Here is a 22,015-nt window from a genome sequence, read left to right as displayed (position 1 = left end):
GAGAAACAGGGTCTTGACTCGCTACTTGACGATGATCATGTCCCGGTTTGCATCCAGGGTTGCAGGTCCGATGCCGCTCACCTCCTCCAGCTGCTCCACCGAGGTAAACTTGCCCTGCTTCTCTCGGTAATCGACGATGGCCTGGGCCTTCTTCTCGCCAATGCCCTTCAGGGATGCAAGCTCATCGGCGCTGGCGGTATTGAGGTTGACCTTGCCGTTCTCCTTGGCTTGGTTGACGGTTGCGGCGGGCTGGGTAGCGGGCTTGTCGGCAGCGATCAGGGGTTGGCTAAAGAGCGGCAGGGCGCCCAGCAGCAGGGCTGCAATCAGGGTCTTTCTGTTCATGATGTCACATCCTTGTTAGGTGCCGATTGGCTATAGAAAGCTAGCCGAGCTGCGCCATTTTTCGTCTGTCAGAATTAGCAGGGAATAACTCAGGTGAATCGGCTATAAGCCGGGTGCCGTCTCCTCGGTTACACTGGCTAACCATTTGAACAGGATGCCTTTTCCATGTCCCAACCCGCCATTTCCGATCTGGAGCCCATCGCCCGCGCCGCAGGTCGTGCCATCCTGGCCATCTACCATCAACCCTTCGAGGTGGAATACAAGCAGGACGAGAGCCCGCTGACTGCGGCCGACAAGGGGGCTCACGAGGTCATCGTGCAGGCGTTGGCAGCATTGACGCCAGGGATCCCCGTGCTGTCGGAGGAGTCGGATGCGGGTGTCATGCAGGAGCGGCTTGGCTGGTCACGTTACTGGCTGGTGGACCCTCTGGATGGCACCAAGGAGTTTGTCTCTCGCAACGGGGAGTTCACGGTGAACATCGCGCTCATCGAGGCGGGCAAGCCCATTTGGGGACTGGTTTATGCTCCCGTGCTGGACAAGCTCTGGTATGGCGGCAAGGGAGTCGGGGCCTGGCGGACAGATGCGAGTGGCACAGCTCCTATCCAGACCCGCCCCCATGCCGAGGGACAGGTCTGGAAGGTGGTGGGCAGTCGCAATCACCTCTCTCAGGCCACTCTGGATTATCTGGCCCGTTTCGGCGACATGGCGAAGGGGGAGATTGAGCTGATCGCCATGGGCAGCTCATTGAAGTTTTGCATCATCGCCGAGGGCGGGGCCGAACTCTATCCCAGGTTGGCACCGACCTGCGAATGGGACACGGCGGCGGCCCAGGCGGTGCTGGAGGGGGCCGGGGGCAGCGTGACCCAGCTCGATGGGTCTCCCCTTGCCTACAACAAGCCGGATATCCTCAACCCCTGGTTTGTGGCCAAGGCCTGAGCCACCCCGCCGTTCTCGCGAGCCAAATAGAAAGGCCGGACATTGTCCGGCCTTTCGCATGTTTGAACACAGCCAGGGGAGCGGCTGACTCAGAACACCTTCTTGTAAGGCTTGATGGTGACCTTGGCGTAGACGCCAGCCGCCACATAAGGATCGCCGTCGGCCCAGGCCTTGGCCTCTTCCTGGCTGCCAAACTCGGCGATGACGGTGCTGCCGGTGAAACCCGCATCGGCAGGATCCTCGGCGTCGATGGCCGGGTTGGGGCCGGCGGTCAGCAGCCGCCCCTCATCCTGCAGTGCCTGCAGACGGGCGAGGTGGGCGGGGCGAGCCAGCTTGCGCTGGGGCAGGCTGCCCGCGACGTCTTCGGAGTAGATCAGATACCACATGGAACAATCCCTTTCTGGTTGCGGTTATTTGTCCTGTTCGGCTTTTTGCTCCGCCGGCAGGTGGCGATAGAGATAGACGCCGCTCAGCAGAGTGAAGACCAGGGTCAGGCCGAGCAGGCCGAACACCTTGAAGTTGACCCACACCTCTTGGGACAGGTTGAAGGCCACATAGAGGTTGAGCAGGCCGCAGAGGGCGAAGAAGCCGACCCAGCCGAGGTTGACATGATCCCAGATACGATCCGGCGCCTGCAGCTCCTTGGCCAGCATCTGCTTGATGAGGTTCTTGCCAAAGCCGTAGCGGCTGATGAGCAGGGCGAGGGCAAACAGCACGTTGATCACAGTCACCTTCCACTTGATGAAGGTGTCGTCGTGGAAGAAGACGGTGAGGCCGCCGAAGAAGCCGACCAGCAGGAAGGTGAACAGCTGCATCTTCTCTACTTTGCGATAGCGGATCCAGCTGTAGGCGAGTTGCAGGCCGGTGACCACCACCAGGGCACCGGTGGCCATGTAGATGTCATAAAACTTGTAGACCGCGAAGAAGACGATCAGGGGAATGAATTCAATAAACTGCTTCATGCTGGGTCCGTTAACCTCAAAATTTCACTCAGTGTACCTGCCTGCCAGACAACGGCAAATGAATAAGACCGCGTCACCGTGTCAGCCGTTCCCGCGCTGTCGGATCTTGGCTGCGTTATCCGGCCGATGATGTTCCGGCATCAGGCCTGCGGGGCCTTTGCCCCAAATAGCTCGTGGGCGATCACCTTGCCAAGGCGCTCCTGATCCGCCAGCAAGTCCTGGATGTGGTGTTGCTCGATCAGCGGGTTGAGCAGCACGGCCCGCAGCAGGGTGAGGGGTTGCTCGCCGTATCGGCCGACCGCCCGCTGGGTACGGGAGACGAAGCTGTGACCCTCGGCCCGCTGCGCCTTCTGTAGCGCCACGTTGAAGTCATTGATCTGCCTGTTGGCAGCATCATCCAGTGCCTTGTTCTGTAAATGTGGCGGAATGCAGCGGTAAGAGAGCAGGTTCATCACGGGGGCAGAGATTAATTCGAAGGCCGGGTTCTCTTCGATGAGCCTGGCCATCAGCCTGGCCCTGTCGTAATTCGCCTCGATAAGTCCGGCATAGCCTTGCTGGCCCAGCAGCTGGAAGGCGGCGTCCAGATAGAGTGCATTGGCGGGACGGGTTCCCTCCAGGGTGAAACGCCCCTGGTCGAAGGAGGTCGCCCGAATGGCGTAGGGGGCTTCCCGCTTGACCGTCATCATCAGGTCCGGCTGGCGGCAGAGCAGCATGCCGGTACCGAGCGGCACCAGAAGTTGTTTGTGGCCATCCAGCGTCACCGTGTCGGCCTGCTCGATCCCGGCCAGCAACTCCTGATAGCGGGGGGAGTAGAGGGTGGGACCGCCCCAGGCGGCATCCACATGGAAGTGGATCCCCTCCCGTCTGGCGATGGCGGCGAGTTCGGGCAGGGGATCGATGGAGCCAAAATCCGTGCTGCCGGCGACGCCGACCAGGGCCAGCACCTTGAGTTTTTGCGCCTTGCAGTGAGTCAGTGCGGATTCGAGCGCCGCCAAGTTGAGGCGATTGTCATCATGGGTATCGAGCCGCCACACGCTGGCCGCGCCGAGACCCAGCAGATCCATACCCTTGTCGAAGGAGTAGTGCATCAGCCGCGACCCCAGGATCACGGCGCCGCGATAGCCCTGTTCATAGAGGGAAAACAGGTTGTCACCACAGGCCTGGTTGCGGGCCAGCCAGAGGGCGGTGACGTTGGCGATGGTACCGCCGCTGGTCATGACGCCGAGGGCCGCATCCTTGGCGTGCATCTGGCTGGCATAGAAATCGTCGCTCTGGCGGTAGATCAAGCGATGCAGCTTGGCCAGCACTTCCCGCTCGAGGAAGCTGAGCAGGCGGGAAGACTCCATCTTCATCGGGTTCTGGTTCAGCATCACCAGCAGACGGGAGAGCTCGGCGGTAAAGGTCGGCAGTGGCGCCGTCATGTGTCCCATGTAGCGGGGGGAGGTGAGGTGCGAGGCGCCGGGAACCAGGGTCGCCAGCCGGGCCAGGTACTCCTGTGTGCTCATACCAGCAGCGGGCATGCGGGATTGATCGAACTGGTGGATGAACTGATCCCGTAGATAGGGCGCCTGACTGTCGTCCGAACGATGGAAGGTCTCCAGCAGGGCCGTCATGGCCTGGCCGAAGTCCGGATCCGGTTGTGTGAAGAGATCAGTCAGTGTCATCGGGTCCTCCAGACCTGCGTGGGGGCAGACTACGCCAGTTTGGGCCTTGCCCGGGGTGTGGCGCCGGCCGCAGAGCATACACCAAAGGGGCAGGGGGAACAGCCATCTCCTGCGCATCGCACCGCGCTCCGTGACGGCACTTTTATTTTGAGCTAACACTTGTAGCCTGAAATGAGGGCCGCTAGAGTGAGGCGAGTTTTGGCAGGAGGCAGTGATGAGTAATGTGACCGGTTATTCCCCGCGGGAAGAGTGGGCCAATCGCCTCAGCCATGGGCTGGGGTTGCTGCTCGGGATCCTGGGGCTGGCCCTGCTGCTGCATAAAGGCTGGGATGAGGGCCCCCAGGTATTGCTGAGCTACGGCCTCTATGGCATCAGCCTGGTGCTGCTCTATCTCGCTTCGACCCTCTATCACAGCGTGACGTCGGCAACGGCACGGCGCTGGTGCAAGCTGTTTGATCACTGCGCCATCTATCTGCTGATCGCGGGGACCTATACCCCCTTCTTGCTGGTCGCCCTGGACACGCCTTTAGCTCAGGGATTGATGGTGGTGATCTGGGTGCTGGCCCTGGCAGGGGTCGCATTCAAGCTGGTCTTTATCAACAGATTCAAGCGATTGTCTCTGTTTACCTACCTGTTGCTGGGTTGGCTATCGCTGGTGGTGGTGTATCAACTCTACCTTCATCTGGCGGGGGAGGGACTGCTGCTGCTCGGGATAGGGGGTCTCATCTACAGTCTGGGGGTGATCTTCTACGCATCCAAACGTATCCCTTATAACCATGCCATTTGGCACTTGTTCGTGCTGGGAGGCAGCGCCTGCCACTTTGCGGCCATTTACGGTTACGTCGGCTAACCCTTAATTGGTATTTTGGTGCCAATGAAAGCCTGAATTCGTGCGGCATCCCACAGTTGCCTCCTGCATTTGCTGACAAGCTAACGACAGTCTGGTTTGGAAAGGATGCATGCAATGAGTGAGATCGCGCTTTCCATCAGCATATTGTCGCTGGTGGCAGTGCTGGGGCTCTGGCTGGGAAACTGGCGAGTCTATGGCGTTGGTTTGGGGATCGGGGGGGTGCTGTTTGGCGGCATCATAGTGGGCCACTTCGCCGGCCTCTCCGGTTTGCAATTGAACGAACAAACACTTCATTTCATTCAGGAATTTGGCCTCATCCTGTTTGTCTATACCATCGGCATCCAGGTCGGCCCCGGCTTCTTCTCTTCCCTGCGCAGCTCCGGGCTCAAGCTCAATGGCTTTGCTGCCCTGCTGGTGCTGCTCGGCGCTCTGGTGGCTGTCGGGCTGCATCAGCTGTTTGACGTGCCGCTGCCTGCCATCCTCGGGATCTTCTCCGGTGCGGTGACCAATACCCCTTCCCTCGGGGCGGGTCAGCAGATCCTGGGAGAGCTGGGGGCCGCTCCCGACATGATGAGTACCATGGGGATGGGGTATGCCGTGGCTTACCCATTCGGGATCTGCGGGATCCTGCTCACCATGTGGTTCATCCGGGTGTTCTTCCACATCAAGATCGATGAAGAGGCGGCGGCGTTCGAGCAGCAGGCCAACAAGGGCAAGGAGAGCCTGCAGACCATCAACATCGCGGTGCGCAACCCGAATATGCACGGTCTGATGCTGCGGGAAATCCCGAGTCTGGATGAAGCGGACGTCATCTGCTCCCGCCTCAAGCGTGGTGAGGTGCTGATGGTACCGAGGCCGGAGTCCCGCATCGAACTCGGCGATCTGTTGCATCTGGTCGGCGAGCAGCACGCCCTGCACAAGGTGCTGCTGGTGCTGGGGGAGGAGGTGGATACTTCGCTCTCAACCCGAGGCACGGATCTGCGGGTCGAGCGGGTGGTGGTCACCAACGAGCAGGTGCTCGGCAAACGGATCCGCGATCTCGACATCAAGCAAAAATACGATGTGGTCATCTCCCGTCTCAACCGGGCGGGGATTGAACTGGTGCCGACTAGTCAGACCAGTCTGCAGTTTGGCGACATTCTCAACCTGGTGGGACGCCTAGATGCCATCGAGGCGGTGACCAGTGTAGTGGGCAACGTGCAGCAGAAGCTGCAGCAAGTACAAATGCTGCCGGTCTTCATCGGTGTCGGGCTGGGGGTCTTGCTCGGCTCTATTCCTTTCTATCTGCCTGGTTTCCCTGCGGCCCTCAAACTGGGGCTGGCGGGTGGACCGCTGGTGGTTGCTCTTGTCCTCTCGCGTATCGGCAGTATCGGCAAGCTCTACTGGTTCATGCCGCCGAGTGCAAACCTGGCGTTGCGTGAGCTCGGTATCGTGTTGTTCCTGGCGGTGGTGGGATTCAAGTCAGGGGCTGGCTTCATCGATACCCTGATCAACGGCGACGGCCCTGCCTGGGTGATGTACGGGGTGGCGATCACTCTGATCCCCTTGGTGGTGGTCGGGCTGCTGGCTCGTCACTACGGCAAGCTCAACTACCTCACGCTCTGCGGGTTGCTGGCGGGCTCCATGACGGATCCGCCCGCTCTGGCGTTTGCCAATGCCATGCACCCTACCAGCGGAGCCAGCGCACTCTCGTACGCAACGGTTTACCCCTTGGTGATGTTCCTTCGGATTATCTCGCCTCAACTGCTGGCCATCCTGCTCTGGGCCGGAGCTTGAGAGCCCTAGGCAGGAGCCAGTATCTGGTTCCTGCCTTTGTTTGTTATATGAAATGCTATTGATTTAATTGGCATTATCACGCTATCCCACAGTTCTGATCCGTCGTTCAATCCAGTCCCGAATTAGTCTGTTCGTTCGAATTTTCTAACTGGTTTCTGGGCTCAGGGACGGGCACAGTAGAGGCTGGAAAAGTATGCCCATAGATATTCAGGAGAGACTGATGAGCAGCCACAATATCGTTTTGGAACAGGATGTCGTCATTACCCAGTTGAAAGGCAAAGTCTATCTGGTTGCAGCAGATGGAAGCCAAATCCCGCTGGCCGAAGGCGATGTCTTGCCCAAGGATGCTGTTGTGCTTGCTCCGGACGGTGCCAGCTTCCAGGGGGGGGAGACGACCTTTACCCTGAGCCCGACCAAGGAGCCCATTCCTGCCGCGGAAGATATCCTGTTGGCACAGAATAATGCAGCGCAGACACCGGATGACATCGCCGCCTTGCAGCAAGCCATCCTCGAAGGGGTTGACCCCACCAAGGCCTTTGAAGCTTCTGCCGCGGGCGGAGCTCCTGCCGCCGGCAATGCAGGTGGCGTTGCGGGCGCCAGTGGCAACGGTGGTTTCGTCTCCATCGATAGAACCGGTGATGCCACCATAGCCGCCGCCGGTTTCGACACGGCCAATCCAGACGCGCCGGGTATTGTTGCCGAAGCGCGGGATGGCGAGGACGATATTGGCGATGTCGATACGGCTCTCATCGCCGGCGATGATGCCGGTGGGGTGACCGAGGATGCGACTAACCCGATCCTGACTGACAGCGGTGTACTTACCGTGAGCGATGCGGATGCGGGTCAATCAGTGTTTGTTGCGGGCAACGGCACCCCGAGCGCGGGTGCACTGGGCAGCCTGACCATTGATGCCGATGGTGCCTGGACTTACAACGTGGCGAATGGCGACGTGCAGTACCTGGGCGACGGTGAAACCAAGGTCGAGACCTTTGTGGTCAAGAGCCTGGATGACACCGAACACACCGTCACCATCACCATCACTGGCGTCAACGATGGCGCCGTGATCGGCGGCACTGACCGCGGTGCGGTCACCGAAGACGAAACCAAGCCGACCCTGACCGAGACCGGTACCCTCACCGTGACTGACGTGGACGGGGCGGACGAGGCCAAGTTTGTGGCGGGCAACGGTGTGGCCAGCCCGGACGCACTGGGTAGCCTGACCATTGATGCCGATGGTGCCTGGACCTACAACGTCGACAACAGCCTGGTGCAGTACCTGGGCCAGGGCGAGACCAAGGTCGAGACCTTTGTGGTCAAGAGCCTGGATGGCACCGAGCACACCGTCACCATCACCATCACTGGCGTGAACGATGCGGCTGTCATTACTGGCAGCGACACCGGTGGCGTGACCGAAGACGAAACCAACCCGACCCTGACCGAGACCGGTACCCTCACCGTGACTGACGTGGACGGGGCGGACGAGGCCAAGTTTGTGGCGGGCAACGGTGTGGCCAGCCCGGACGCACTGGGCAGTCTCTCCATCACCGAAGGCGGTGCCTGGACCTACAACGTCGACAACAGCCTGGTGCAGTACCTGGGCCAGGGCGAGACCAAGGTCGAGACCTTTGTGGTCAAGAGCCTGGATGGCACCGAGCACACCGTCACCATCACCATCACTGGCGTCAACGATGGCGCCGTGATCGGCGGCACTGACCGTGGTGCGGTCACCGAAGACGAAACCAAGCCGACCCTGACCGAGACCGGTACCCTCACCGTGACTGACGTGGACGGGGCGGACGAGGCCAAGTTTGTGGCGGGCAACGGTGTGGCCAGCCCGGACGCACTGGGCAGTCTCTCCATCACCGAAGGCGGTGCCTGGACCTACAACGTCGACAACAGCCTGGTGCAGTACCTGGGCCAGGGCGAGACCAAGGTCGAGACCTTTGTGGTCAAGAGCCTGGATGGCACCGAGCACACCGTCACCATCACCATCACTGGCGTGAACGATGCGGCTGTCATTACTGGCAGCGACACCGGTGGCGTGACCGAAGACGAAACCAAGCCGACCCTGACCGAGACCGGTACCCTCACCGTGACTGACGTGGACGGGGCGGACGAGGCCAAGTTTGTGGCGGGCAACGGTGTGGCCAGCCCGGACGCACTGGGCAGTCTCTCCATCACCGAAGGCGGTGCCTGGACCTACAACGTCGACAACAGCCTGGTGCAGTACCTGGGCCAGGGCGAGACCAAGGTCGAGACCTTTGTGGTCAAGAGCCTGGATGGCACCGAGCACACCGTCACCATCACCATCACTGGCGTCAACGATGGCGCCGTGATCGGCGGCACTGACCGTGGTGCGGTCACCGAAGACGAAACCAAGCCGACCCTGACCGAGACCGGTACCCTCACCGTGACTGACGTGGACGGGGCGGACGAGGCCAAGTTTGTGGCGGGCAACGGTGTGGCCAGCCCGGACGCACTGGGCAGCCTCTCCATCACCGAAGGCGGTGCCTGGACCTACAACGTCGACAACAGCCTGGTGCAGTACCTGGGCCAGGGCGAGACCAAGGTCGAGACCTTTGTGGTCAAGAGCCTGGATGGCACCGAGCACACCGTCACCATCACCATCACTGGCGTCAACGATGCGGCTGTCATTACTGGCAGCGACACCGGTGGCGTGACCGAAGACGAAACCAAGCCGACCCTGACCGAGACCGGTACCCTCACCGTGACTGACGTGGACGGGGCGGACGAGGCCAAGTTTGTGGCGGGCAACGGTGTGGCCAGCCCGGACGCACTGGGTAGCCTCTCCATCACCGAAGGCGGTGCCTGGACCTACAACGTCGACAACAGCCTGGTGCAGTACCTGGGCCAGGGCGAGACCAAGGTCGAGACCTTTGTGGTCAAGAGCCTGGATGGCACCGAGCACACCGTCACCATCACCATCACTGGCGTCAACGATGGCGCCGTGATCGGCGGCACTGACCGCGGTGCGGTCACCGAAGACGAAACCAAGCCGACCCTGACCGAGACCGGTACCCTCACCGTGACTGACGTGGACGGGGCGGACGAGGCCAAGTTTGTGGCGGGCAACGGTGTGGCCAGCAAGGACGCACTGGGCAGTCTCTCCATCACCGAAGGCGGTGCCTGGACCTACAACGTCGACAACAGCCTGGTGCAGTACCTGGGCCAGGGCGAGACCAAGGTCGAGACCTTTGTGGTCAAGAGCCTGGATGGCACCGAGCACACCGTCACCATCACCATCACTGGCGTCAACGATGGCGCCGTGATCGGCGGCACTGACCGCGGTGCGGTCACCGAAGACGAAACCAAGCCGACCCTGACCGAGACCGGTACCCTCACCGTGACTGACGTGGACGGGGCGGACGAGGCCAAGTTTGTGGCGGGCAACGGTGTGGCCAGCCCGGACGCACTGGGTAGCCTGACCATTGATGCCGATGGTGCCTGGACCTACAACGTCGACAACAGCCTGGTGCAGTACCTGGGCGAAGGTGAAACCAAGGTCGAGACCTTTGTGGTCAAGAGCCTGGATGGCACCGAACACACCGTCACCATCACCATCACTGGCGTCAACGATGCGGCTGTCATTACTGGCAGTGACACCGGTGGCGTGACCGAAGACGAGAGCAACCCGACCCTGACCGAGACCGGCACCCTGAGCGTGAGCGACGTGGACGGGGCGGACGAAGCCAAGTTCATTGTTGGCAATGGCACCCCGAGCGCGGGTGCACTGGGCAGCCTGACCATTGATGCCGATGGTGCCTGGACTTACAACGTGGCGAATGGCGACGTGCAGTACCTGGGCGAAGGTGAAACCAAGGTCGAGACCTTTGTGGTCAAGAGCCTGGATGGCACCGAACACACCGTCACCATCACCATCACTGGCGTCAACGATGCGGCTGTCATTACTGGCAGTGACACCGGTGGCGTGACCGAAGACGAAACCAAGCCGACCCTGACCGAGACCGGTACCCTCACCGTGACTGACGTGGACGGGGCGGACGAGGCCAAGTTTGTGGCGGGCAACGGTGTGGCCAGCCCGGACGCACTGGGTAGCCTGACCATTGATGCCGATGGTGCCTGGACCTACAACGTCGACAACAGCCTGGTGCAGTACCTGGGCGAAGGTGAAACCAAGGTCGAGACCTTTGTGGTCAAGAGCCTGGATGGCACCGAACACACCGTCACCATCACCATCACTGGCGTCAACGATGCGGCTGTCATTACTGGCAGTGACACCGGTGGCGTGACCGAAGACGAAACCAAGCCGACCCTGACCGAGACCGGTACCCTCACCGTGACTGACGTGGACGGGGCGGATGAAGCCAAGTTCATTGTTGGCAATGGCACCCCGAGCGCGGGTGCACTGGGCAGCCTGACCATTGATGCCGATGGTGCCTGGACTTACAACGTGGCGAATGGCGACGTGCAGTACCTGGGCCAGGGCGAGACCAAGGTCGAGACCTTTGTGGTCAAGAGCCTGGATGGCACCGAGCACACCGTCACCATCACCATCACTGGCGTCAACGATGGCGCCGTGATCGGCGGCACTGACCGCGGTGCGGTCACCGAAGACGAAACCAAGCCGACCCTGACCGAGACCGGTACCCTCACCGTGACTGACGTGGACGGGGCGGACGAGGCCAAGTTTGTGGCGGGCAACGGTGTGGCCAGCAAGGACGCACTGGGCAGTCTCTCCATCACCGAAGGCGGTGCCTGGACCTACAACGTCGACAACAGCCTGGTGCAGTACCTGGGCCAGGGCGAGACCAAGGTCGAGACCTTTGTGGTCAAGAGCCTGGATGGCACCGAGCACACCGTCACCATCACCATCACTGGCGTGAACGATGCGGCTGTCATTACTGGCAGCGACACCGGTGGCGTGACCGAAGACGAAACCAACCCGACCCTGACCGAGACCGGTACCCTCACCGTGACTGACGTGGACGGGGCGGACGAGGCCAAGTTTGTGGCGGGCAACGGTGTGGCCAGCCCGGACGCACTGGGCAGTCTCTCCATCACCGAAGGCGGTGCCTGGACCTACAACGTCGACAACAGCCTGGTGCAGTACCTGGGCCAGGGCGAGACCAAGGTCGAGACCTTTGTGGTCAAGAGCCTGGATGGCACCGAACACACCGTCACCATCACCATCACTGGCGTCAACGATGCGGCTGTCATTACTGGCAGTGACACCGGTGGCGTGACCGAAGACGAAACCAAGCCGACCCTGACCGAGACCGGTACCCTCACCGTGACTGACGTGGACGGGGCGGACGAGGCCAAGTTTGTGGCGGGCAACGGTGTGGCCAGCCCGGACGCACTGGGCAGTCTCTCCATCACCGAAGGCGGTGCCTGGACCTACAACGTCGACAACAGCCTGGTGCAGTACCTGGGCCAGGGCGAGACCAAGGTCGAGACCTTTGTGGTCAAGAGCCTGGATGGCACCGAGCACACCGTCACCATCACCATCACTGGCGTCAACGATGGCGCCGTGATCGGCGGCACTGACCGTGGTGCGGTCACCGAAGACGAAACCAAGCCGACCCTGACCGAGACCGGTACCCTCACCGTGACTGACGTGGACGGGGCGGACGAGGCCAAGTTTGTGGCGGGCAACGGTGTGGCCAGCCCGGACGCACTGGGTAGCCTCTCCATCACCGAAGGCGGTGCCTGGACCTACAACGTCGACAACAGCCTGGTGCAGTACCTGGGCCAGGGCGAGACCAAGGTCGAGACCTTTGTGGTCAAGAGCCTGGATGGCACCGAGCACACCGTCACCATCACCATCACTGGCGTCAACGATGGCGCCGTGATCGGCGGCACTGACCGCGGTGCGGTCACCGAAGACGAAACCAAGCCGACCCTGACCGAGACCGGTACCCTCACCGTGACTGACGTGGACGGGGCGGACGAGGCCAAGTTTGTGGCGGGCAACGGTGTGGCCAGCCCGGACGCACTGGGTAGCCTGACCATTGATGCCGATGGTGCCTGGACCTACAACGTCGACAACAGCCTGGTGCAGTACCTGGGCCAGGGCGAGACCAAGGTCGAGACCTTTGTGGTCAAGAGCCTGGATGGCACCGAGCACACCGTCACCATCACCATCACTGGCGTGAACGATGCGGCTGTCATTACTGGCAGCGACACCGGTGGCGTGACCGAAGACGAAACCAACCCGACCCTGACCGAGACCGGTACCCTCACCGTGACTGACGTGGACGGGGCGGACGAGGCCAAGTTTGTGGCGGGCAACGGTGTGGCCAGCCCGGACGCACTGGGCAGTCTCTCCATCACCGAAGGCGGTGCCTGGACCTACAACGTCGACAACAGCCTGGTGCAGTACCTGGGCCAGGGCGAGACCAAGGTCGAGACCTTTGTGGTCAAGAGCCTGGATGGCACCGAGCACACCGTCACCATCACCATCACTGGCGTCAACGATGGCGCCGTGATCGGCGGCACTGACCGCGGTGCGGTCACCGAAGACGAAACCAAGCCGACCCTGACCGAGACCGGTACCCTCACCGTGACTGACGTGGACGGGGCGGACGAGGCCAAGTTTGTGGCGGGCAACGGTGTGGCCAGCAAGGACGCACTGGGCAGTCTCTCCATCACCGAAGGCGGTGCCTGGACCTACAACGTCGACAACAGCCTGGTGCAGTACCTGGGCCAGGGCGAGACCAAGGTCGAGACCTTTGTGGTCAAGAGCCTGGATGGCACCGAGCACACCGTCACCATCACCATCACTGGCGTCAACGATGGCGCCGTGATCGGCGGCACTGACCGTGGTGCGGTCACCGAAGACGAAACCAAGCCGACCCTGACCGAGACCGGTACCCTCACCGTGACTGACGTGGACGGGGCGGACGAGGCCAAGTTTGTGGCGGGCAACGGTGTGGCCAGCAAGGACGCACTGGGCAGTCTCTCCATCACCGAAGGCGGTGCCTGGACCTACAACGTCGACAACAGCCTGGTGCAGTACCTGGGCCAGGGCGAGACCAAGGTCGAGACCTTTGTGGTCAAGAGCCTGGATGGCACCGAGCACACCGTCACCATCACCATCACTGGCGTGAACGATGCGGCTGTCATTACTGGCAGCGACACCGGTGGCGTGACCGAAGACGAAACCAACCCGACCCTGACCGAGACCGGTACCCTGACCGTGACTGACGTGGACGGGGCGGACGAAGCCAAGTTTGTGGCGGGCAACGGTGTGGCCAGCCCGGACGCACTGGGTAGCCTGACCATTGATGCCGATGGTGCCTGGACCTACAACGTCGACAACAGCCTGGTGCAGTACCTGGGCGAAGGTGAAACCAAGGTCGAGACCTTTGTGGTCAAGAGCCTGGATGGCACCGAACACACCGTCACCATCACCATCACTGGCGTCAACGATGCGGCTGTCATTACTGGCAGTGACACCGGTGGCGTGACCGAAGACGAAACCAAGCCGACCCTGACCGAGACCGGCACCCTGAGCGTGACTGACGTGGACGGGGCGGATGAAGCCAAGTTCATTGCTGGCAATGGCACCCCGAGCGCGGGTGCACTGGGCAGCCTGACCATTGATGCCGATGGTGCCTGGACTTACAACGTGGCGAATGGCGACGTGCAGTACCTGGGCGAAGGTGAAACCAAGGTCGAGACCTTTGTGGTCAAGAGCCTGGATGGCACCGAGCACACCGTCACCATCACCATCACTGGCGTCAACGATGGCGCCGTGATCGGCGGCACTGACCGCGGTGCGGTCACCGAAGACGAAACCAAGCCGACCCTGACCGAGACCGGTACCCTCACCGTGACTGACGTGGACGGGGCGGACGAGGCCAAGTTTGTGGCGGGCAACGGTGTGGCCAGCAAGGACGCACTGGGCAGTCTCTCCATCACCGAAGGCGGTGCCTGGACCTACAACGTCGACAACAGCCTGGTGCAGTACCTGGGCCAGGGCGAGACCAAGGTCGAGACCTTTGTGGTCAAGAGCCTGGATGGCACCGAGCACACCGTCACCATCACCATCACTGGCGTGAACGATGCGGCTGTCATTACTGGCAGCGACACCGGTGGCGTGACCGAAGACGAAACCAACCCGACCCTGACCGAGACCGGTACCCTGACCGTGACTGACGTGGACGGGGCGGACGAAGCCAAGTTTGTGGCGGGCAACGGTGTGGCCAGCCCGGACGCACTGGGTAGCCTGACCATTGATGCCGATGGTGCCTGGACCTACAACGTCGACAACAGCCTGGTGCAGTACCTGGGCGAAGGTGAAACCAAGGTCGAGACCTTTGTGGTCAAGAGCCTGGATGGCACCGAACACACCGTCACCATCACCATCACTGGCGTCAACGATGCGGCTGTCATTACTGGCAGTGACACCGGTGGCGTGACCGAAGACGAAACCAAGCCGACCCTGACCGAGACCGGCACCCTGAGCGTGACTGACGTGGACGGGGCGGATGAAGCCAAGTTCATTGCTGGCAATGGCACCCCGAGCGCGGGTGCACTGGGCAGCCTGACCATTGATGCCGATGGTGCCTGGACTTACAACGTGGCGAATGGCGACGTGCAGTACCTGGGCGAAGGTGAAACCAAGGTCGAGACCTTTGTGGTCAAGAGCCTGGATGGCACCGAGCACACCGTCACCATCACCATCACTGGCGTGAACGATGCGGCTGTCATTACTGGCAGTGACACCGGTGGCGTGACCGAAGACGAAACCAAGCCGACCCTGACCGAGACCGGTACCCTCACCGTGACTGACGTGGACGGGGCGGATGAAGCCAAGTTCATTGTTGGCAATGGCACCCCGAGCGCGGGTGCACTGGGCAGCCTGACCATTGATGCCGATGGTGCCTGGACTTACAACGTGGCGAATGGCGACGTGCAGTACCTGGGCGAAGGTGAAACCAAGGTCGAGACCTTTGTGGTCAAGAGCCTGGATGGCACCGAACACACCGTCACCATCACCATCACTGGCGTGAACGATGCGGCTGTCATTACTGGCAGTGACACCGGTGGCGTGACCGAAGACGAAACCAAGCCGACCCTGACCGAGACCGGTACCCTCACCGTGACTGACGTGGACGGGGCGGATGAAGCCAAGTTCATTGTTGGCAATGGCACCCCGAGCGCGGGTGCACTGGGCAGCCTGACCATTGATGCCGATGGTGCCTGGACTTACAACGTGGCGAATGGCGACGTGCAGTACCTGGGCGAAGGTGAAACCAAGGTCGAGACCTTTGTGGTCAAGAGCCTGGATGGCACCGAACACACCGTCACCATCACCATCACTGGCGTCAACGATGGCGCCGTGATCGGCGGCACTGACCGCGGTGCGGTCACCGAAGACGAAACCAAGCCGACCCTGACCGAGACCGGTACCCTCACCGTGACTGACGTGGACGGGGCGGACGAGGCCAAGTTTGTGGCGGGCAACGGTGTGGCCAGCCCGGACGCACTGGGCAGTCTCTCCATCACCGAAGGCGGTGCCTGGACCTACAACGTCGACAACAGCCTGGTGCAGTACCTGGGCCAGGGCGAGACCAAGGTCGAGACCTTTGTGGTCAAGAGCCTGGATGGCACCGAGCACACCGTCACCATCACCATCACTGGCGTCAACGATGGCGCCGTGATCGGCGGCACTGACCGCGGTGCGGTCACCGAAGACGAAACCAAGCCGACCCTGACCGAGACCGGTACCCTCACCGTGACTGACGTGGACGGGGCGGACGAGGCCAAGTTTGTGGCGGGCAACGGTGTGGCCAGCAAGGACGCACTGGGCAGTCTCTCCATCACCGAAGGCGGTGCCTGGACCTACAACGTCGACAACAGCCTGGTGCAGTACCTGGGCCAGGGCGAGACCAAGGTCGAGACCTTTGTGGTCAAGAGCCTGGATGGCACCGAGCACACCGTCACCATCACCATCACTGGCGTCAACGATGGCGCCGTGATCGGCGGCACTGACCGTGGTGCGGTCACCGAAGACGAAACCAAGCCGACCCTGACCGAGACCGGTACCCTCACCGTGACTGACGTGGACGGGGCGGACGAGGCCAAGTTTGTGGCGGGCAACGGTGTGGCCAGCCCGGACGCACTGGGTAGCCTGACCATTGATGCCGATGGTGCCTGGACCTACAACGTCGACAACAGCCTGGTGCAGTACCTGGGCGAAGGTGAAACCAAGGTCGAGACCTTTGTGGTCAAGAGCCTGGATGGCACCGAACACACCGTCACCATCACCATCACTGGCGTGAACGATGCGGCTGTCATTACTGGCAGTGACACCGGTGGCGTGACCGAAGACGAAACCAAGCCGACCCTGACCGAGACCGGCACCCTGAGCGTGACTGACGTGGACGGGGCGGATGAAGCCAAGTTCATTGCTGGCAATGGCACCCCGAGCGCGGGTGCACTGGGCAGCCTGACCATTGATGCCGATGGTGCCTGGACTTACAACGTGGCGAATGGCGACGTGCAGTACCTGGGCGAAGGTGAAACCAAGGTCGAGACCTTTGTGGTCAAGAGCCTGGATGGCACCGAACACACCGTCACCATCACCATCACTGGCGTCAACGATGCGGCTGTCATTACTGGCAGTGACACCGGTGGCGTGACCGAAGACGAAACCAAGCCGACCCTGACCGAGACCGGCACCCTGAGCGTGACTGACGTGGACGGGGCGGATGAAGCCAAGTTCATTGCTGGCAATGGCACCCCGAGCGCGGGTGCACTGGGCAGCCTGACCATTGATGCCGATGGTGCCTGGACTTACAACGTGGCGAATGGCGACGTGCAGTACCTGGGCGAAGGTGAAACCAAGGTCGAGACCTTTGTGGTCAAGAGCCTGGATGGCACCGAGCACACCGTCACCATCACCATCACCGGCGTGAACGATGGTGCTGTGGTCGCGGGGGATGACCTGGGGACGGTGACCGAAGATCTGAACGTGACCGGCGGCAAGCTGAGCGACAGCGGTGTGCTGACCATCAGCGATGCAGATCTGGGGCAGGCCAAATTCGTGGCGGGCAGCGGCACCCCGAGCGCGGGTGCGCTGGGCAGCCTCTCCATCACCGAAGGCGGTGCCTGGACCTACAACGTCGACAACAGCAAGGTGCAGTACCTGGGGCTGGGCGAGACGCGTATTGAAAGCTTCACCGTGAAGTCGGTGGATGGCTCCACCCACACCGTCACCATCACCATCACCGGCGTGAACGATGGTGCTGTGGTCGCGGGGGATGACCTGGGGACGGTGACCGAAGATCTGAACGTGACCGGCGGCAAGCTGAGCGACAGCGGTGTGCTGACCATCAGCGATGCAGATCTGGGGCAGGCCAAATTCGTGGCGGGCAGCGGCACCCCGAGCGCGGGTGCGCTGGGCAGCCTCTCCATCACCGAAGGCGGGACCTGGAGCTACAACGTCGACAACAGCAAGGTGCAGTACCTGGGGCTGGGCGAGACGCGTATTGAAAGCTTCACCGTGAAGTCGGTGGATGGCACCACCCACATCGTCACCATCACCATCACCGGCGTGAACGATGGTGCCGTGGTGGCAGGGGATGACCTGGGGGCGGTGACCGAGGATCTGAACGTGAGCGGCGGCAAGCTGAGCGACAGCGGCGTGCTGACCATCAGCGATGCAGATCTGGGGCAGGCGAAATTCGTGGCGGGCAGTGGTACCCCGAGCGCGGGTGCGCTGGGCAGCCTCTCCATCACCGAAGGCGGGACCTGGAGCTACAACGTCGACAACAGCAAGGTGCAGTACCTGGGCCAGGGCGAGACCAAGGTCGAGACCTTCACCGTCAAGAGTGCTGATGGCACCAGCCATATCGTCTCGGTCACCATCACTGGCACCAACGATGCGCCGACGCTGAGCATCGACAAGGGAGCCGTGGTATCCGAAGAAGGCCTTGTCGGCGGTATTGCTGATACGGCGGGTAGCAGCGATACCACCAACAGTGTGGTTGCGAGCGGCAAGATCACCGTTGGCGATGTCGACAGTCAGGACGTACTGACCGTCAGTCTGAATGGGCCGACCGGTCTGACATCCGGCGGTGCTGCGGTGCAGTGGAGCTGGAATGCCGCAACCAAGGTACTGACCGGGTATACCGGCACACTGGGCGGTGCTGACTACAAGGCGATCATCGACGTCAAGCTGACGGCGCCGACCGGTGGCAGCAAGGGTGACTGGAGCTATGACGTGACCCTCAAGGCACCGCTTGATCACCCGGTCAAGGGCAGTGAGGATGTGCTCAACTTCCAGGTTGGTGTGACGGTGTTGGATGGCAAGGCGACCACTACGGGGAACCTGCCCATCTCGATAGAGGATGACTCGCCGATAGCGGGGGATTCCGCCGCCGTGTCTGTCACCAAGACGGATATCCCGGCCGCCCTGACGGGTGTGTTCGATCTGACCAAATACAGCGGCAATCAGAACTCTGTGGGGATGACGGGCTTTACCATCACGGCTCTGGGCTTCAAGTCGGCGACCGACTCGACCCTGGTTGCCGCGAATGTCAATGGCTCCAGCGCTGGGTTGGGGGTTTCCAGTGTGGCTGCCCCCTATCACAACATCGCCAACGAGATCGATTTCCGTCACTTCGCCAATGGCACTTCGGCTTCCGAGCAACTGATCATCAAGCTGGATGCGGGCAAGGTCGCCTACGGCGCCAATATTCAATTCAGCCAGATGTTCGGTGGCGAGCTGGAGAGCGGTGTGGTGGAGTTCTACCGCGGTGGCGTGCTGATCGGCACTCAGACCTTCAGCTCCAATGTCTCTGGCGGCGACTATGCCGGCAACTTCCAGGTGCAACAGGGCGGCTTCGACACCATGGTGATCAAGGCCACCAACAACGGCAATACCAACACTTCGGACAACAGTGACTTCACCGTCAAGAGCATCGAGTTCCTCGGTGCCAGTTCGGCTCAGGCCATCGCCTACGGCTCGGGTAGCGTCACACCCCAGTGGGGAGCCGATGGCAAGGGCGCGATGCAGCTGGTCGGCACAACCGAAACCGGGTTGACCACGGCCACCGGCAAGGCAATCACCACGACGCTGGAATCGGCCAATACCCTGGTTGGCAAGACCAGTGATGGCACCCTGGTGTTCCGTCTGGAGTTCACTCCGGCGACCGGCAAGTGGGAGTTCTTCCAGTACCAGAATATGTCCAAGCCGCTGGGCGATGGGGATATCGACTTCCAGTTCAAGGCAGTGGATGGGGATGGCGATGGCAGCATAGGGTCGTTTGCCACCAAGCCGCTGTTCACTCCCATAGTGCAGTCGGTCTCCAGCGAGAACGTGACCGAAGGCAGCAACCTGAGTCACCGGGTGATCCTGTCTGATGCAACCCAGGAGGCGACTCAGTATGACTTCGCCATCCAGGGCAGTGGTGCCAACCCGGCCTCCAGCCTCGACTGGGGAACGGCGCAGTTCAGCAATGGGGTGACCTACAACAGCGCGACCGGCAAGATCACTGTTCCTGCCGGCGTATCCGGCTTCACGGTGACCATTCCGACTCTGGACGATCGTCTGGTCGAGGCAAACGAGACCCTGTCGGTCACCATAGGTGGACAGACGGGCACGGGCACCATCACAGACAATGATCGCGCGCCGACCGCAGCAGGTGGTTACAGCTCAGGGCTGGAAGATCAGCCTCAGGTGCTGAAGTGGGCCCAGTTTGGTGCCAGCGACGATCAGGCGAACAGCGATCTGAGCGTGAAGATAGGCACTCTGCCCCTCAACGGTAAGCTGGAATACCTCAACGCCGCGGGTCAGTGGGTCGCCGTGAAAGCGGGGGATCTGATCTCCTACAGCGACATCGATACCGGCCATCTGCGCTTCGTGCCCGGGCTCAATGAATCGAGCACGATTGCGGCCAATGGCAACGGCACCTCGACCGGCAACAAGCAGGGGGATTACGCCAGCTTCAGCTATCAGGTCAGCGATGGCGCCAACCTCAGCAACAGTGGCAAGCTGGTGATCGATGTGGCGGCCGTGGCGGACAAGCCGACGGTCAACCTGACCCTGACCGGTAACGGCATACCGCTTTACAACCTGAGCTTCCCGAGTGCGAGTATCACGACGGAGCAATTCCAGTCCGGCAACTTCAACAAGACGGCCTTTGGCATCACCAACTCGCTGACCGATAGCAGCAGTGGTCAGGAACAGGTACTTGGCAACAGTGGCAACGACTATATCGTCAGCACTCACGGTGGTGGCGACCTGCTCTATGGTCAGGGGGGCAATGACATTCTGGTCGGCGGTAACGCAGCCCAGGGGGATTCCCTCTATGGTGGCGATGGCAACGATGTGCTGGTGTCCGGCCTTGGCAACGATGGTCTCTATGGTGGTGCCGGTACTGATATCGCCGTCCTGACGGGTAACCGTGCGGATTACGCCATCAAGAAGGGCAGTGGCTTCTCGACCAATGATCGCTGGTTCGATTTCTCGGTGACGGAGAAGGGGGGCGGGGTCACCAAGGCGCTGCACGACATCGAGTATGTCCAGTTCGCTGACGGCATCTACCAGATCAACCAGGATACGGGGGCGCTGACGCTGGTGCAGCCGAGCGTGGTCGACTATCCGGTGGAGCTGACGGCCTCTTTGAGTGACAGAGATGGCAGCGAAGTGTTCGACAGCCTGGTGCTGACCGGCATGCCACAGGGGACACAGCTCTATAACGGCGCCCAACTGCTGGGTACCGCAGGCGCTGATGGCAAGATCACCCTGATCGCCGGCAATGGCCTGTGGAGCGCCAGTGCACTGGATGTGAAGCTGACCGGGCTGACTCTGCGCGTCCCCGGTGCCAGTGCCGGCCAGGTTGATCTCAAGGTCGAGGCCATCGCCAAGGAAGTGGGGACCGATCAGACCAGCTCGGCCACCGACGATGACAGCATCCGTTTGAGCTACTTCAACGCCACCGAAGGGGAGCCGGGCGACCAGAACCGGACCTTTGGCAGCGAGCACAATATCGTGGTGGGGGATCTGGATGGCAGCGTGGTGCTGTCGGGCCAGAACTACAATATCGCCTTCATGGTCGACAGCTCCGGCAGTATCGGCACCGATGCCATGAACACCATCAAGAACCAGCTGGCCCAGGTCTTCGCCAGCCTGAAGAACAGTGCCGGCACGGAAGGGGCGGGCAAGGTCAATATCTTCCTGGTGGACTTCGATACCCTGGCCAACAAGTCGGTCAGCGTGAACCTCAAGGATGCCAATGCCCTGAGCCAGCTGCAGACCATCCTTGACAGCATGGATGGCAGCAGCAACAACGGCGGTGGCACCAACTACGAGGATGTGTTCAAAACCACGGCCAACTGGTTCAACAGCTCGACCGTACAGAGCAACACCAATGCCAAGAACCTGACCTACTTCATTACCGATGGCAAGCCGACCTATTACCTGGATAGTGAAGGCAGCAACCCTCGTGTATTGAATTACTCGGGGAGCAGCAATGACGTTTATCTGAATA

Annotated in this window: 7 protein-coding genes and 2 pseudogenes; 5 read left to right on the top strand and 4 right to left on the bottom strand. The window is 61.4% G+C overall.

All coding sequences use genetic code 11. The features are described 5' to 3' along the window. Positions 1–21 precede the first annotated feature (21 nt). Entirely contained in the window at positions 22–342 is a 321-nt protein-coding gene (locus ABNP46_RS17085; RefSeq protein WP_349919427.1) for a ComEA family DNA-binding protein, read from the bottom strand. Between the two features lie 165 nt (positions 343–507). On the opposite strand from ABNP46_RS17085, the gene cysQ reads away from it, so the two are divergent. Then, positions 508–1,278 carry a 3'(2'),5'-bisphosphate nucleotidase CysQ gene (cysQ, locus tag ABNP46_RS17080; protein WP_349919426.1) on the top strand — a complete coding sequence of 257 codons (771 nt, stop codon included), beginning with the start codon at positions 508–510 and terminating at the stop codon, positions 1,276–1,278. Between the two features lie 89 nt (positions 1,279–1,367). Here the strand turns inward: cysQ and ABNP46_RS17075 are convergent, their stop codons facing one another. The 3 genes from ABNP46_RS17075 to ABNP46_RS17065 form a co-directional block, all read right to left on the bottom strand. After that, complete coding sequence (locus ABNP46_RS17075; RefSeq protein ID WP_349919424.1) at positions 1,368–1,664, bottom strand: YciI family protein; 297 nt, start codon at positions 1,662–1,664, stop codon at positions 1,368–1,370. 24 nt (positions 1,665–1,688) lie between these two features. Next, positions 1,689–2,240 carry a septation protein A gene (locus tag ABNP46_RS17070; protein ID WP_349919422.1) on the bottom strand — a complete coding sequence of 184 codons (552 nt, stop codon included), beginning with the start codon at positions 2,238–2,240 and terminating at the stop codon, positions 1,689–1,691. Positions 2,241–2,380: 140 nt separating this feature from the next. Beyond that, positions 2,381–3,904, bottom strand: coding sequence for an aminotransferase class V-fold PLP-dependent enzyme (locus tag ABNP46_RS17065; RefSeq protein WP_349919421.1), 1,524 nt, complete (start codon positions 3,902–3,904; stop codon positions 2,381–2,383). Positions 3,905–4,118: 214 nt separating this feature from the next. Here ABNP46_RS17065 and trhA point away from each other — a divergent pair, with 214 nt between their 5' ends. From trhA to ABNP46_RS21200, 4 genes and pseudogenes are all read left to right on the top strand, one after another. Further along, a complete protein-coding gene (gene trhA, locus ABNP46_RS17060) occupies positions 4,119–4,754 on the top strand; it encodes a PAQR family membrane homeostasis protein TrhA (protein ID WP_349919419.1) in 636 nt (211 codons plus the stop codon). 114 nt (positions 4,755–4,868) lie between these two features. Further along, positions 4,869–6,530, top strand: a complete 1,662-nt coding sequence (locus tag ABNP46_RS17055; RefSeq protein WP_349919417.1) for a putative transporter — start codon at positions 4,869–4,871, stop codon at positions 6,528–6,530. 193 nt (positions 6,531–6,723) lie between these two features. Then, a pseudogene (locus ABNP46_RS21205) lies at positions 6,724–12,660 on the top strand (retention module-containing protein); the annotation flags it as partial. Continuing rightward, a pseudogene (locus ABNP46_RS21200) lies at positions 12,643–21,976 on the top strand (VCBS domain-containing protein); the annotation flags it as partial. The pseudogenes ABNP46_RS21205 and ABNP46_RS21200, both read left to right, overlap by 18 nt. Positions 21,977–22,015: the final 39 nt, after the last annotated feature.

The organism is Aeromonas veronii, from assembly GCF_040215105.1.
GTDB classification, from domain to species: Bacteria; Pseudomonadota; Gammaproteobacteria; order Enterobacterales; family Aeromonadaceae; genus Aeromonas; species Aeromonas veronii_G.
The sequence above is the reverse complement of the archived record's forward strand: the minus strand, read 5'-3'. Positions and strand labels throughout refer to the sequence as shown.